Source organism: Pseudomonas sp. R2-7-07 (assembly GCF_003852355.1).
Taxonomy (GTDB): domain Bacteria; phylum Pseudomonadota; class Gammaproteobacteria; order Pseudomonadales; family Pseudomonadaceae; genus Aquipseudomonas.
Genome location: NZ_CP027759.1, coordinates 3,322,292 through 3,338,331 on the forward strand (window position 1 = coordinate 3,322,292; position 16,040 = coordinate 3,338,331).

Here is a 16,040-nt window from a genome sequence, read left to right on the forward strand (position 1 = left end):
GATATACCGCAATCGGGAGCAAGCCCCCTCCCACAGTTTGACCGAGTCCATACTGGCATCTTGTAAAGTCCCGCACTTCCCCCTAGCTTATGCGCCCCCCGCCCAGCGCTTTAAGGCCTTGCCCCATGGTTTTGCGTTTTCGTCCCGTCGTCACTTCACGTTTCGCCCTTGGCCTGTTGTTCAGTGGAGGCATCGGTCACAGCCTGGCGGCGCAGGTTGAACTGCCGGCGGTGCAGATCCAGGGCCAGGATGAGGCCGGCTATCGCACGCAAACCGCCGCGGTCGGTGGCTTCGATGAGGCGCCCTTGCTCGATACACCCGCCTCGATCAGCGTAATAAATGCCACGCTGATCAAGGACCAGCAGGCCCGCCTGCTCAGTCAGGTGCTGCGCAACGACGCCTCGGTGGGCGACAGCTACGCACCGATAGGCTATTACGAAAACTTCGTGGTGCGCGGCTTCTCGCTGAATGCGGCGAGCAGCTACAAGATCAATGGGCGCACCATCACCGGCGAGCAGAACGTCGCCCTGGAAAACAAGCAACAGGTGGAAGTGCTCAAGGGCCTGGCCGGGTTGCAAAGCGGGATTTCCGAGCCCAGCGGGGTGATCAATTACGTGACCAAGCGCCCCGAGGACGTGCGTTCGGTGACGGTGTCCAGCGATGATCGCGGCAGCGGTTATGTGGCCACTGATGTCGGCGGCTGGTTCGGCAGTGAGCAGCAGTTCGGCCTGCGCGCCAACGTCGCCCACGAGGATCTTAATTCGTACGTGGAGCATGCCAACGGCCAGCGCGATTTTGTGTCCCTGGCCTTCGACTGGAACATCAGCCCGGATGCCGTGCTGCAACTGGATGCCGAATACCAGAACAAACAGCAGCGTTCGGTGCCGGGTTATCAATTGCTCGGCGGTACCGAGGTACCCCACGACGCCTCGCCGAAAAAGCTGCTTGGCCACCAGACCGGTTCCAGACAAGTGGGCATCGACTCACTGAACCTCAACGGCAAATTCGAATATCGTTTCAGCGATCAGTGGAAAGGCAACATCAGCGCGGCGCGCAGCAAGGTGGTGATTGACGATTACAGCTCATTTGCGTGGGGCTGCTACGGCTCGGCCAGCTGCAGCTCGGCAAGCGTGCCGAACTACTTCAGCCCCGAAGGCAATTACGACGTCTACGACTACCGCAGCCCTGACGACACGCGGCGTGACGACGAAGTCCAGGCCGCCATGACCGGCCTGTTCGACACCGCAGGCATAGGCCATGAGCTGACCTTCGGCACCAGCGCGTTTCGCCGGGTGATAGACAAGCGCAAGTCGGTCAATGAGCTCATTGGCACCGCCAATATCGACGCAGATGCGCCGAGCTTCCCGCCGACTGACAAACCGTTGAACGACAGCCACCGCACCCTCGACAGCCGCCAGTACGGCCTGTTCGTCACCGACCGCATTCGCTTCAACGAGCAATGGCAAACCATCCTCGGCGGCCGCGAAGTACGCCTGGACGAAACAGCCTTCGACGGCGTCACCGGCAACCAGGCCCGCCACACCCAACAGTATGTGTTCCTGCCGCAGGCTTCGTTGATCTACAAACCGATTGAAAACATCTCGCTGTACACCAGCTATAGCAAAGGGCTGTCCCTGGGCGGCACCGCGCCCTGGTTTGCGAACAACGCCGATGAAACCCTGGCGCCTACCACCTCGCGACAAATCGAAGCCGGGGTGAAATACGACTGGCGCCGCATCAGCTTCGCCGCCGCTGTGTTCCAGACACGCCAGGCCTATCAGTATGCAAAGCCCGAAGACGGTGGGTTCAACTATGTGCAACAAGGCGAGCAGAAAAACACCGGGATCGAACTGTCGGCCAACGGCTGGGCCACCGAGCGCCTGCAGGTTTCCACCAGCGTCGCGGCGATCCGGGCGCGGGTGAACGGCAGCGGCACGCCGGCATACGAAGAGCACCAGGCGATCAACGTGCCCAAGCTGCGCGCCAGTGTGTATGCCGACTATGCATTGCCATGGGTCAACGGCCTGGCGGTGCTCGGCGGTGTGCAATACAGCGCCAAGAAGTACGCCAACCGCAACGGCACTGTGGACGTGGGCGATTATGCGGTGGTCAATATCGGCAGCCGCTATACCACCCGGGTCGATGGCTATGAAACGGTGTTTCGCCTGAGCGTCGACAACCTGTTCGACAAGCGCTACTGGCGCGACGCGGGCGAATACATGGGCGATGACTACCTGTTCCAGGGCGCGCCGCTGACGGCGCGCTTGAGTGCTTCGGTGAATTTCTAAGGTTTACTTGGGCATCTTGCGAAAGCCAACGGCCAGGCGATTCCAGCTGTTGATGGTGGCGATCGCTACGCTCAGGTCAACCTGTTCCTGCGGGCTGAACTCAGCGGCCAGTGTGTTGAAGTCTGCGTCCGGGGCGTGGGTCTGGCTGAGCAGGGTCAGGCTTTCGGCCCAGGCCAGGGCGGCGCGTTCACGCGGGGTGAAGAACGGCGTTTCACGCCAGGCCGACAGGGTGTACAGGCGGCGCTCGGTTTCGCCGCCCTTGCGTGCATCGGCGGTGTGCATGTCGAGGCAGAATGCGCAGCCGTTGATCTGCGAGACGCGCAGGCGCACCAGTTCCAGCAGCGGCAGTTCGATGGAGAGTTTGCCGACCGCCGCCTCCAGGGCCAGCATGGCTTTCATGGCGTCGGGGGAAGCGGTGTAGAAATCGGTACGGGTTTGCATGGTGGAACTCCAGAACGGTGGGATTGGTGAGCAGATTAGTCACCTGGGCGTTCTGGAGAAATAGCCAATCCGGGCGAAGAACAGGTGACCAATCTACAGGCCACGGTTCTTCAACCACTGTAGGAAACCCTTCTTCACCGGCACCACCGGCGCGTCCTCGGTCAGCGCCTGGGCGGCATGCACGCGGAAATCCAACAGCGCCTTCATGGCTTCGCCGATGTCATGCCGCGCATCCAGGCAAGGCTTGAGGTATTCGTTTTCGATGCGGTACAGGGTGCAATAAGTCTTGGCGGTGAAGTCCGCCAGCGTGGCCTGGTCGGACAAGATGCCGGACTCGCCGATCACCTCCCCCGGCCCCATGCGCCCGGCTTCGAACTTATGGCCACCCTTGAGCAACATCACCGAAACCACGCCGGATTCAATGATGAACAAATGGTCGCTGACCTCCCCCGCCGGCAGGATCATGTCGCCGGCGCGGTAGGTGTGCAGGGTCATGTTCTGGCTGAAGGTGTCCTTTTCTTCCTGGCGCAACGTGGAAAAGATCGACGAACGCTCAAGCAAGGCCCGCGCGCCGGAGACCGTGGCGGGCGTGCTGCCTTCGGTGGCAGACAACAGGCCCACGCCCGCCGCCTGCAAGTGTCGGAATGCCAGGTCGTAAAGCTGGTTGCGCACTTCGCGCTTGAGGCCCATGGCCGGCACGAAGCCACTGATTTCATACTCCACGCCGCCACTGCTCGACACCTTGAACGCCACGCTGGGCGCCGGCTTGGCCAACAGCGCCCGGCAGCCCTGCATCGCCCGCTCGAGGGCCTCGATCACCGTTTGTGGGCGCGCATGGGGGCTCACTTGCAGGCTGACCGCCAGGCCGAACATATCCGCCGGGCGCGAGAAGTTGATGATCTTGGCCTTGGCCGCCAAGGAATTGGGGATGACCGCCAGGCTGCCCTGGGACGTCTGCAACCGCGTGGCACGCCAATCGATATCGGTGACGCGGCCTTCGGTGCCGTCGATGGAGATCCAGTCGTCGATCTGGTAAGGCTTGGTGGTGTTGAGGACGATCCCGGAAAACACGTCGCTCAGGGTGCTTTGCAGCGCCAGGCCGACGATGATCGCCACGGCGCCGGAAGTAGCGAGCACGCCCTTGACCGGCAGGTCGAGCACGTAAGCCATGGCGGCGATGATCGCGATCAGGAAAATCACGGCGCCCATCAGGTCCTGCAATAACCGCCCGGTATGGCCGACCCGCTGCATCATCACCGCGCCGAGCAATACCGTGAGGGTGCGCGCGGCGAACAGCCACCAGCCGATCTGCAACGCGGTGGCCGCCAGGTGCAGGGTGGTGTCATCGGCGTAGGGCGCCGCTTGCATGGGGTTCATGCCGTCGTTGAACAACACCGCGCTGAACACCGCAAAGATCACCAGCCGCGCCGCGAGTTTCCAGTTGGCGAGCGTGGGCGAGATAAGGCGCCACACGGCAATGTCGATAAGGATCAGCGCCACGGCGCACAACATCGGGTGATCAGCGATAAATGAGGGCATCCAGGCGACTCCAGGGCGAATGCCGAGAAGATCGCATGAATGGCGATGGCGGGTATAGCGCAGAAAAAAATGTGGGAGGGGGCAAACCCTAATGCCAACCAGTTAAGGCGACACCGAACCTGTGGCGAGGGAGCTTGCTCCCGCTGGACTGCGCAGCAGTCCCATTGTTTGGGGCCGCTTCGCGCCCCAGCGGGAGCCAGCTCCCTCGCCACAAGTTAGTTCTCGCTCCCGCTACTTCTTAACTGACTGGCATTAGGGCAAGCCCCCTCCCACGGGCTTTCAGGCCTGCATGCGCCCGAATTTTCCCGACTGGAAGTCGGCAAAGGCCTGGTGGATTTCCTGCTCGGTGTTCATCACGAACGGCCCGTGGCCGACGATGGGCTCGTCGATCGGCTCGCCGCTGAGCAACAGCACCTTGGCGTCGTCATTGGACTCCAGGGTGAGCCGGTCACCGTCACGCTCGAACAGTGCCAGTTGCCCTTGGCGCGCGACTTCCTCGCCATTGATTAACACCGTTCCACTCAGTATCACCAGCGCGGTGTTACGCCCAACGTGCAGGTCCAGCGTAACGGCCTTACCGGCCTTCAGACGCAAGTCCCACAGGTCAATCGGCGTGAAGGTCCGCGCAGGCCCTTGAGTGCCGGCGAACTCACCGGCGATCAAGCGCAGTTGCCCCGCGTCGCCCGGCAGCGCCAACACCGGAATGTCGCCATCGACGATGGTCTGGTAACCGGCGTCGGCCATTTTGTCCTTGGCGGGCAGGTTGACCCATAGTTGCACCATCTCCAACGCCCCGCCTGTGCGCGCGAAAGCTTCAGAATGAAATTCTTCATGGAGAATGCCTTTGGCGGCTGTCATCCATTGCACGTCGCCCGGGCCGATTTTGCCACCGGCACCGGTGGAGTCGCGGTGTTCGACTTCGCCGTCATAGACGATGGTCACCGTTTCAAAGCCGCGATGGGGGTGCTGGCCGACACCGCGACGGGCGTCGGTGGGCGTGAAATCGACCGGGCCGGCGTGGTCCAGCAACAGGAAGGGGCTGATGTGTTTGCCCATCGTGTCGTAGGAAAACAGCGTACGCACCGGAAAGCCGTCGCCGACCCAATGGGCGCGGGGGCTGGTGTAGATACCGATCAGTTTTTTCATGGTGTACCTCCAAAGTGCCTACACCATAAGTCTCCCAACCGTTGAACACTAGGCGGCGAACGCGGCTTTGAGCGTTCTATGTATAGGACAATACCTTGGGCGTGCGCTGGCGCAACAGGTGGAACGCGACGAAGGCGGCGACGGCAAAAACGGCTTGAATAACGATCATCGGCGTAGCGCTGTCATCACGTAAATGGCTCAACAGCACGCCGCTGCAGGTGGCGCCGAACATCTGCGCAAACCCCATCAACCCGGCGGCCAGACCGGCGCGATGGGCGTTGGGCATTACCCCGCCCGTGACCGCACCGGGCAGCACCAGCCCGCCCCCAAGCGTGGCCAGGGCAATGGGCAGGTCCAGGCCGACCACCGAGAGCCCGAACAGCGCATAAATCACCAGTGCCAACACCCCGCCGGCGGCCACCAGCGTCACGCCCATCGTCACAATCCGCTGCGGTCCCAGGCGCAAAATGTTGCGTCGGGTATAGGTGGAACCGACGATCAGCATCGACACGATCAGGCCAAAATTGATGCCGTACTCCAGGCTGCTCAACCCCAGCAGGTTGATGAACACCGCCGACGAACCAGCAATTACCGCGAACATCGCGCCGTAGGTACAGGCCAGCGCCACGGCATAGGCGCGGTACTGGCGGCCCCTGAGCAAATCCAGGTATTGCCCGCCGAGGGTGCGCCAATGCGCGGCCTTGGGATCGAGGTGAGGGTTACTCTCGCGAAAGAACGCCACCGCCAGCAGCCACACGACGCTGCCGATGACCACAGCGAGCACGATGGGCGCGTGCCAACCGAACAGCTTGATCAGCAAGCCGCCCGCCATCGGCGCCACGACAATGGCATAGAGCATGCCGATCATGGTCAGCGCCAGGGCCGGGCCCGCCTCGGTTTTCCACACATCGCGTACCACCGTGCGCGCCAGCACCAACGCGGCGCATGCCCCCAGGCCCTGCAGCACGCGGGCGGCGATAAATTGCTGGATGTCCGTCACCAGCAGCATCGACAGCGTCGCCAGCACGTACAGCGTGAGGCCGGCGATCAATACCGGGCGGCGGCCGATACGGTCCGACAACGGCCCGAACAGCAACTGCCCCAGGCCGAACGCGGCCACAAATGCCGACAGTGCCATCAACGCCGAGCCTGGCGGCGCCGCCAACGCCTGCTCGATGGCGCCCAGGCCCGGGATGATCAATTGCGTCGAGACTTCACCCAGCGCTGTCAGCGCAACCAGTAAGAACAACAAGCGGCGCGAAGGTGCCGGGGCGTTTGCCATGGGGAATGTCCGGGGGCTGGATTAATTTATATTTCGACCATAATATGAGCGAAAAATTATGTCCATAATTTTTTGCCCTGTGGTCACCCTGGAGTCCGTCATGCCGCCCCTTTCCCTTCGCCTCTTAACGCCCCTGGCTCTGTTGATGGTCCTCAGTGGCTGCAACAGCAAGGCGGACAGTGCCGCTCAAACCTCCCCGCCGCGTCCGGTACTCGCCGTCAAGGTCGAGGCTGGCGGCACCCAGCAAAGCGCGTACACCGGTGTGGTTGCCGCCCGTACCGAAAGCAACCTGGGCTTTCGGGTCAGCGGCAAGGTGATCGAACGCAAGGTCGATCCAGGCCAGCACGTCTCTCGGGGCGACACCCTGCTGGTGCTGGACATCGGCGATTTCGAACTGGCGTTGCGCTCGGCAAAAAACCGCGTCAACGCCGCCCAGGCGCAACTGCGCCAGCGCCGCGACGACGAAAACCGCTACCAGCGCCTGGCCAGTACCGGCGCGGTGTCGCGGCAGATTTTCGACCAGTCGGCGACCAACCTGCGCGTCGCCGAAGCGGAACTGGCGGCGGCGCAATCGGATGCCAGCCAGATCGAAAACCGGCGTACTTATAGCGTGCTCAAGGCCGATGGCGACGGCGTCATCACTGACGTCCTGGCGGATCGCGGCCAGGTGGTGGCCGAAGGGCAGATCGTCGCGCGCCTGGCCCATGACGGCGCCCGCGAAGCCATCGTCAACCTGCCCGAACAGCAGCGCGCCCAGGCCGCGCAAAACGCCCTGGCCTTCCCCTTCGGCGCCGCGGACCAGGCCGTCACCGCCACCCTGCGCGAGCTGTCCGCCAGCGCCGACCCCACCACCCGCACCTACCGCGCGCGCTATGTGCTGCATGGCCCGCTCGAACGTTTCGCCCTCGGTTCCACCATCACCGTGCGCCTGCAAGGCAACGGCCAGGCCCAACAAACCCGCGTGCCTATCGGTGCGTTGCAGGATGCGGGGCAAGGCACCGGCGTATGGCTGATCGGTGAAGACAACCGGATCAGCTTCGCCCCGGTGAAAGTCGCCAGTCTCGGCCAGGAAGAGGCCCTGCTCGACAGCGGCGTCAGGCCCGGCCAAACCATCGTCGCCCTCGGCGCGCACCTGTTGCACAGCGGTGACAAAGTACGCCTGCTGCCCGCCCAGGCGCTGGCCCTCAACCGCAAACAGGACCAATGAGCATGCGTGGAATCAACCTTTCGGAACTGGCGGTCAAGCACCGCGCCGTCACGCTGTTCCTGATCATCGCGATTATTGCTGCCGGGATCTTCTCGTTCGGCAAACTGGGGCGCGCCGAAGACCCCTCGTTTACGGTCAAGGTCATGACCATCACCGCCGCCTGGCCCGGCGCCACTGCTGAAGAAATGCAGGAGCAAGTGGCCGACCGCCTGGAAAAGCGCCTGCAGGAACTGGACTACTACGACCGCGTCGAGACCATCGCCCAACCGGGTTTCGTTTCGATGCGCATGACCTTCCTTGAATCCACGCGCCCGAGCGAGATACAGGAGCTTTTCTACCAGACCCGTAAAAAGCTCAGCGACGAAGCCGCAAAACTGCCCAAGGGCGTGATTGGGCCGTTTTTCAACGATGAGTATTCGGATGTCTACTTTGCGCTGTACGCCCTGGAGGCCGAACACCTGCCCCATCGCCAGCAGGTGCAAATGGCCGAAACGCTGCGCCAGGGCCTGCTCAACCTGCCGGGGGTGAAGAAGGTCAATATCCTTGGCGAGCAGGCCCAGCGCGTGTTTGTCGAGTTTTCCTACGAGCGCCTGGCGACCCTGGGCATCAAGCCCGAACAGATCTTCGCCGCCCTCGCCGCACAGAACGCCGTGGCGCCCTCGGGCTTCGTCGAAACCGCCGGCGCCCGCGCCTACATCCGCATCGATGGCGCCTTCGACAGCCTGGCGCTGATCGAGAACGTGCCGGTGCAAGCCAATGGCCGGGTGCTGCGCATCGCCGATGTGGCCACCGTCAGGCGCGGCTATGAAGACCCGCCCAGCTACCGCATCCGCCACCAAGGCGACCCGGCGCTGATGCTCGGGGTGATCATGCAGAAGCATTGGAACGGCCTGGAACTGGACAAAAGCCTGCAGGCCCAGGAAGCCCGAATCCAGGCCGACCTGCCCCTGGGCGTAAATTTTGCCAAGGTGTCCGACCAGGCGAAAAACATCAGCCTGGCGGTGAACGAGTTCATGCTCAAGTTCTTCGTCGCCCTGGCGGTGGTGATGCTGATCAGTCTGTTGGCCCTGGGCTTTCGCGTCGGGCTGGTGGTGGCGGCGGCCGTGCCGCTGACGCTGTCGATCGTGTTTGTGATCATGCTCGTCACCGGCCGTGAATTCGACCGCGTCACCCTCGGTGCCCTGATCATTTCCCTGGGCCTGCTGGTGGACGACGCCATCATCGCCATCGAGATGATGGTGGTGAAACTCGAAGAAGGCTTTGATCGCATCCATGCGGCCACCTATGCCTGGAGCTCCACGGCGGCACCGATGCTGACCGGCACGCTGGTAACGATCATCGGCTTTTTACCCGTGGGGTTCGCGCGATCCGGTGCGGGCGAGTACGCCGGGAATATCTTCTGGATCGTAGGCTTTGCCTTGATTTCATCCTGGTTGGTGGCGGTGGTGTTCACGCCGTATCTGGGCGTGAAGCTGTTGCCGCAGATCAAGCCAGTGCCCGGCGGGCATGATGCGATTTATGCCGGGCGCTATTACCAGAAACTGCGCGGCCTGGTGGAGGCCTGTGTGCGAGGGCGCTGGCTGGTGACCGGGCTGGTGGTGGCGGCGTTTGTGCTGTGCGGCCTGGGGATGGCGGTGGTAAAGAAACAGTTCTTTCCCGACTCCGACCGCTCCGAGCTGATTCTGGAGGTGTACATGCCGCCCGGCAGCGCGTTCAAAAGCACCGAAGCGGTGGCGGCGCAGGTGGAAAAAGCCCTGTTGCAGGAACCGCAGACGAGCCTGGTCGACACCTATGTAGGCGGCGGCGCACCGCGCTTTTTCCTGTCGTTGAACCCTGAGCTGCCGGACCCGGCGTTCGCCAAGCTGATCGTGCAAACCCCGGATTCCCACGCCCGCGATGCCTTGAAAGTGCGCATGCGCGAGCGCATCGCTGCCGGCGAGTTTCCAGCGGCGCGGGTACGCGTCACGCAACTGGTGTTCGGCCCGCCGGTGCCATTCCCCGTGGTGTTCCGTGTGTCCGGGCCGGACCTGGACACGCTGCGCGGGCTGTCCGAGCAGGTGCGCCAAGTGGTGGCCGGCAACAAACTGACCCGCGACGCCTTTCTCGAATGGGGCGAGCGCGCCAGCGGTTACCGCCTGGTGCTCGACCAGGATCGCCTGCGCCTGCTGGGTTTCACCCCGGACGAGGTCAAGTCGCAGCTCAACGCCCTGCTCAGCGGCAACCCGATCACCGAAGTGCGTGAAGGCAACCGCACCGTGTCCGTGGTGGCCCGCGCCCAGGGCAGCCAACGCGAAGACCTCGGCAACCTCAACAACATGACCCTGACCAACAGCGCCGGCACATCGGTGCCGCTGGCCCAGGTCGGGCATTTCCAGGCGGTGATGGAAGAACCGATCCTCAAGCGCCGCAACCGCGCCACCACCGTGGAAGTGCGCGCCGACATCATCGACGGCGTACAACCGCCCGATGTGGAAATGGCCGTGTACAAAGACCTGCAACCGCTGATCAGCCAGCTGCCCACCGGCTACCGGATCGACATCGGCGGCCCGGTGGAAGAAAGCGCCAAGGCCAACGTCGCCCTGGCGGCGCTGTTCCCGATCATGATCCTGCTGACCCTCACGGTGATCATGTTCCAGGTGCGCTCCTTTGGCGTGATGTTGATGGTCTTCGCCACCGCGCCGCTGGGCCTGATTGGCGCGGTGCCGACTTTGTTGCTGTTCAACCAGCCGTTCGGGTTCAACGCGATCCTCGGGCTGATCGGCATCGGCGGCATTCTGATGCGCAACACGCTGATCTTCACCGACCAGATTCGCCAGAACCAGGACCACGGCATGCCGATCCGCGAGGCCATCGTCGAGGCCACCGTGCGCCGAGCGCGGCCGGTGATCCTCACCGCACTGGCGGCGGCGCTGGCGTTCATTCCGCTGACGCTGTCGGTGTTCTGGTCATCCCTGGCCTACGTGCTGATCGGCGGGGTGCTGGTGGGCACGGTGTTGACGCTGCTGTTCCTGCCGGCGCTGTGCAGCCTGGTGCTGCGCGACAGGGTTGCTGAAACTTCCCACGTAACCGCCGGATAAGCTCTACTCCCCTGCCCTGAAAACCTCTGCAAAGTCCCTCGCCTGATTAAACAGTGCGAGGGAGTGCAGATGGTTTTTCCAGTGAGAGCCCCGATCGATGGGGCTCGCCCATGATCGAAGCAACCGGCCGAGCCATCGGCTTTCTGGTGCTGGCCGCGATGGATTCTAAGACGCGGGACGTCGAATCCGTGCTCAGCGATTTCCGCAGGTGCCTCAACCACTACGACAGCTGGGCGCAGAACTTCTTCAGCTCTTCGGCACTGGATGTGGAGCAGGTGTTCAAGGTTGGGAATGAGGTGGCTCTGGTCGCCCCGATCAACCGTTCGATCTTTCCCAGCAGCACCGTCGCTACATGCCAGGCCAACGGCACGTTGACGCTGGTGCATATGTTCCAGAGCTCGCGCTTCGTGCCGATCGGCAACACGCCGGTGATGTTGCAGCGCATCGATCCAGGCGGTGGCCCGCTGGGCGAGCCGATCCATAAAACCATCGGCCCAAGCGGCATCCTCGAAGTCACCGAGTGCGACCGCAACCAGCGGTACCGGATCAGTTTCTACCCCGACGTTTCCTCGGCGCATTTCAAGGCGCTGTATGCCTCTTATCAGTCGGTCATCACGCCACTGGAAGGCTGGCTGCGCAGCGAATGGGACACCACCTTCGAACCGCTATGGAAGAACTATTCCGAAGCGAATTTTCTCCAGCGCTACCTCTCGCTGCACCGCGCTTATGCCCAAGGCTTCGGCGAAGTCCTTTACTCGGTTTGGGACAACATCACGCAGTTGCTCCAGTGGTTGTCCGACCCGCTGGCCAACGCTGAAAAGCTGCTGCATTACCTTTCCCAGGACGAGCTTGAAAAATTACTCGCGTTAAGTGCCGAGACCCTCGCCAAGGGTTTGCTGGTGCTCAGCGATGAGCCGTTGCTGTTCGTTCACCTGGCGGCCCTGGTCAGCTGGATGCGCATGCTGCCACCGCCGTATATGAACGAAATGCTCGGGGCGATTGGCGCCGAGGTCGTCATCACCCTGTTATTGGGGCTGGCGACGGCCGGCATGGGTTTTGTGGTGCGCATCAGCACCAAAGTGCTGGCCGGCATCAAGTCACGTCGGGTGCGCAGGTGGCTGGAGCAGATAGCCGCGCAGTTCGGCACAGCTCGCTTGGAGGGGCACACCGAAGCGCTTAAGCCGGTGCTGCTGGGCAGTGCGGCGACACCGATCAAGGCGGTGCCGGTGGCGCCGTTGAAGGCGGGTGACACGCTGGTTTCGAACCCGGTGCCAGCGGTGCGCAGCAAGACCCAGCGTACGGCGTTGGTGCGGCAGGAGCATGTGGATGATGTGCCTGCTGTTGCGTCGAATCCGAAGGGCGATGCGGCGGCTCCAGCGGACAAGACCGTCACCCACGGCTGCCCGGTGTCGATGGTCACCGGCGAGGAACTGCTGACCCTTACCGATGGCGCGCTGGATGGGGTCTTGCCGTTCGAGTGGACGCGCTTGTATCGCAGCAGTGCGGTGGAAGTGGATTGTGGGCTGGGGTTTGGCTGGAGTCATGCGCTGGCGCAGCGGCTTGTGGTTGTGGGCGATTCGGTGGTGTGGACGGATCATGAGAATCGCGCGACCACCCTGCCCTTGCCGACGGTGGCTCGGCCAGCGATTACCAACAGCTTGGCTGAAGCGGCGATTTATTTGGGCTCGGTTCCTGACGAGTTGGTGCTGGCCCAGGCTTCTCGGTTTTATCACTTTTGCGACGGCGTGCTGACGGCGATCAGCGATGCGTATGACAACCGGTTGCGCATTTTCCGGGATCGGTTGGGGCGGATTGAGCGGCTGGATAACGGCGTGGGCCGTTCGCTTTTGTTGCGTTATGAATTCGACCGCATCGTGGCGGTGGACTACCAGGTTCATCGCGCCACGGGGCGTGAACCGTTCGTTTGGGTGACCGAGCAGAACGTCGTTGCCTACGCCTATGACGGCGCCGGACGACTGGTGTCGGCGACCAACGCTGTCGGTGAGTGTGAGCGTTATCGGTACGACGAACAGCACGTCATTCTTGAGCGCCAACTGGCCGGTGGGGCGAGTTTCTTTTGGGAATGGGAGCGCGCTGGCAAGGCAGCGCGCTGTGTCAGGCATTGGGCCAGCTTTTCGCAGATGGACACGCGGTATGCCTGGGGCGATGACGGGCGCGTCACCGTGCACAACGCCGACGGCAGCCAGGAAGTTTACGTACATGACCAGCGGGCGCGGCTGGTACAGCGCATCGATCCCGACGGCGCCCAGCATTTCAAATCCTACGACGATAAAGGCCGCCTGACGGTCGAGCAGGATCCGCTGGGCGCGGTGACGGCCTATCAATACGACGACGCCGGACGCTTGATCGCGCTGTTTCCGGGGGATGATGAGCCGACGTCCTACGAGCATGACAACGGTTTCGTACGGGTTATGCGCCGTGGCCAAGCGGTCTGGAAATACGAGCGTAATGACCAGGGCGATGTCATTCGCCAGATCGATCCGGATGGCAACGCGACTGACTACAGCTACGACCAGCAGGGGCAACTGACCGGGGTTTGGTATCCCGACAACAGCTGCCATCGCTTGGTGTGGAACGAACGCGGGCAGCTCGTTGAAGAGCAATTGCCCAATGGCGGGATCAAGCGCTACCGCTATGACGACCTGGGCCGGCAGGTTGCGCGTGAGGACGAACAGGGCACGCTGACCCAGTATCAATGGGACGGCGTGGGTCGGTTAACTCGCTTGGTATTGCCGGACGGTGCCACACGAGAATTCAGCTACAACCCCTACGGAAAAATCATCGCCGAGCGCGATGAATTGGGCCACGTCACCCACTACGAATACGCCGATGGCCTGCACCTGATCAGCCGCCGCATCAATGCCGACGGTACCCAGGTCAAGTATCGCTACGACAATGCCCGGCTACTGCTCACCGCCATCGAAAACGAAGTCGGCGAAACCTACCAGCTCGACTACCACCCCAACGGCCTGATCCAGCAGGAAACCGGTTTTGATGGCCAACGCACCGCCTACGCCTACGACCTCAACGGCAACCTGCTGGAGAAAACCGAATACGGCGACGACGGCAGTCAGCTCGTCACTCAATACCAGCGCGACTATGCCGGTCGCCTCGTAAGAAAAACCCTGCCCGATGGCAGCGTTGTCGACTATGCCTACGACCGCCAAGGCAACCTCCTCAGTGTCGACGACGGCCACTGGTTCCTGGCCTACGAGTACGACCGCCAAAACCGCCTCACCGCCGAACACCAGGGCTGGGGCACGCTGCGCTACGGCTACGACGCCTGCGGCCAACTTCAACATTTACGCCTGCCAGACAACAACCGCCTCGCCTTCAACCACGACAAAGGCGGCCACCTTGCCACCGTCGAACTGAACGGTTCGCTGCTGACCTCACACCTGTTCAAAGCCGGCCGCGAACACCAACGCCAACAAGGCCAACTGCTCAGCCACTACCACTACGACGATCAAAACCGCCTGCACACCCACGCCGTCACGCAACAGCAAAACCACCTCTACCAACGCCACTACGACTACGACAAAACCGGCAACCTCACCCGCCTGCACGACACCCGCAAAGGCGAACACCTTTACCGCTACGACCCACTCCACCGCCTGACCCGCGCCGATCACTCGCAAGACATACAAGAACGTTTCGGCCACAACCCTGCCGGCAACCTGCTCATGCAAGATCGTCCTGGCCCGGACATCCTCGCGGGCAACCGCCTGGTGATCCAAGGCGATCACCATTACGACTATGACGCCTTCGGCAACCTGATCCGCGAGCGGCGTGGCAAGAGTCATCAACTCGTTACCGAATACCGCTACGACTGCCAGCACCGGTTGATCGGCATCACCAAGCCCAACGGCCAAACCGCCAGTTACCGTTATGACCCGTTTGGTCGGCGTATCAGCAAAACCGTCGACGGCATCACCACAGAGTTCTTCTGGCAAGGTGACAAGCTGATTGCCGAACATCATGCGGAACGCCATCGCAGCTACCTCTACGAACCAGACAGCTTCCGCCCGCTGGCACTGCTGGAAGGCTTCGGCCCAGCAGAAACCAAGCCCTATCACTACCAACTCGACCACCTCGGCACACCCCAAGAACTCACCAGCCCGGAAGGCGACATAGTCTGGTCCGCCCACTACCGCGCCTACGGTGAAATCAGCCGCCTCGACGTAGGCAAAATCGACAACCCGCTGCGTTTCCAAGGCCAATACTTCGACCCGGAAAGCGGCCTCCACTACAACCGTCATCGCTACTACAATCCAGATATTGGTCGTTACCTGACGCCAGATCCGGTGAAGCTGGCGGGTGGGATCAACGCATATCAGTACGTACCTAATCCGACAGGCTGGGTAGACCCGCTAGGCTTGAATAAATGCCCAGGCGGCGATGGCTGTAAACCAAGCGTTAGTGCCCAAAACCCTACGGCAAGTATTGACCACGGAGAGCCGGCATTACCGCAACTGACCCGTGCGGAACGGCAGGCTAGAATTGATGAGCTCGCAGAATCAAATGCTCATCGGCGTTTATCGGAGCTTGAAGCGTCAATTCCGGGTGCCCACTTTTTAGAAAAACACGGTGCTCAGACGTCGCTCGCATCTCAACTAGAGCGAGTAATAACAGCCAGAAACCCCACCACAGGAGAAGTTGAAAAACACCTAAAAGGGCCACGCATAGGAAAACCACGACCGCCAAGCGCTGCGACTCACTTTCTAAGCCATAGGGACCAATTGAATGCCATTTACCGTGCACAGCTAATTTTCAAGCTTCTTAACTTATCGGCGTCCAAACAACCTATGCATATGGGAAAAATAATTGGACAAGGGTATAAACGAGATGATTATAAATATGACCATACGAAGAAGGCTAGAGTTTTCTTAAACGAAGACGGACAACCTATCACAGCATTTGCGGATCTCGAATGAAACTCAAGCCAAGCCTCTCGATAATACAAGGTCTGCTTTTCACATACTGCATCGAAAATACCACGAGCGCAGATAGAGAAGAGCTTATCACTTCAATAAACGTAA

The 16,040-nt window shown here is 61.7% G+C and carries 8 protein-coding genes; 4 read left to right on the forward strand and 4 right to left on the reverse strand.

The features are described 5' to 3' along the window. The first annotated feature begins 125 nt into the window (after window positions 1-125). Window positions 126-2,288 carry a TonB-dependent siderophore receptor gene (locus C4J86_RS15140; RefSeq protein WP_124371004.1) on the forward strand — a complete coding sequence of 721 codons (2,163 nt, stop codon included), beginning with the start codon at window positions 126-128 and terminating at the stop codon, window positions 2,286-2,288. A gap of 3 nt (window positions 2,289-2,291) precedes the next feature. Here C4J86_RS15140 and C4J86_RS15145 read toward each other — a convergent pair whose 3' ends face one another. From C4J86_RS15145 to C4J86_RS15160, 4 genes are all read right to left on the reverse strand, one after another. After that, on the reverse strand, window positions 2,292-2,729 hold the full coding sequence (locus tag C4J86_RS15145; protein ID WP_124371005.1) for a carboxymuconolactone decarboxylase family protein: 438 nt from the start codon (window positions 2,727-2,729) through the stop codon (window positions 2,292-2,294). A 93-nt stretch (window positions 2,730-2,822) separates the two neighbouring features. Beyond that, window positions 2,823-4,268, reverse strand: a complete 1,446-nt coding sequence (locus C4J86_RS15150; RefSeq protein WP_124371006.1) for a mechanosensitive ion channel family protein — start codon at window positions 4,266-4,268, stop codon at window positions 2,823-2,825. Between the two features lie 279 nt (window positions 4,269-4,547). After that, window positions 4,548-5,414 carry a pirin family protein gene (locus C4J86_RS15155; RefSeq protein ID WP_124371007.1) on the reverse strand — a complete coding sequence of 289 codons (867 nt, stop codon included), beginning with the start codon at window positions 5,412-5,414 and terminating at the stop codon, window positions 4,548-4,550. Between the two features lie 76 nt (window positions 5,415-5,490). After that, on the reverse strand, window positions 5,491-6,696 hold the full coding sequence (locus C4J86_RS15160) for a multidrug effflux MFS transporter (RefSeq protein ID WP_124371008.1): 1,206 nt from the start codon (window positions 6,694-6,696) through the stop codon (window positions 5,491-5,493). Between the two features lie 100 nt (window positions 6,697-6,796). On the opposite strand from C4J86_RS15160, the gene C4J86_RS15165 reads away from it, so the two are divergent. From C4J86_RS15165 to C4J86_RS15175, 3 genes are all read left to right on the forward strand, one after another. Continuing rightward, window positions 6,797-7,903, forward strand: coding sequence for an efflux RND transporter periplasmic adaptor subunit (locus tag C4J86_RS15165; protein ID WP_124371009.1), 1,107 nt, complete (start codon window positions 6,797-6,799; stop codon window positions 7,901-7,903). A gap of 2 nt (window positions 7,904-7,905) precedes the next feature. Further along, window positions 7,906-10,980 (forward strand): efflux RND transporter permease subunit, encoded by a 3,075-nt coding sequence (locus tag C4J86_RS15170; protein WP_124371010.1) that lies wholly within the window; start codon window positions 7,906-7,908, stop codon window positions 10,978-10,980. Between the two features lie 110 nt (window positions 10,981-11,090). Then, on the forward strand, window positions 11,091-15,935 hold the full coding sequence (locus C4J86_RS15175; RefSeq protein ID WP_124371011.1) for an RHS repeat-associated core domain-containing protein: 4,845 nt from the start codon (window positions 11,091-11,093) through the stop codon (window positions 15,933-15,935). Window positions 15,936-16,040: the final 105 nt, after the last annotated feature.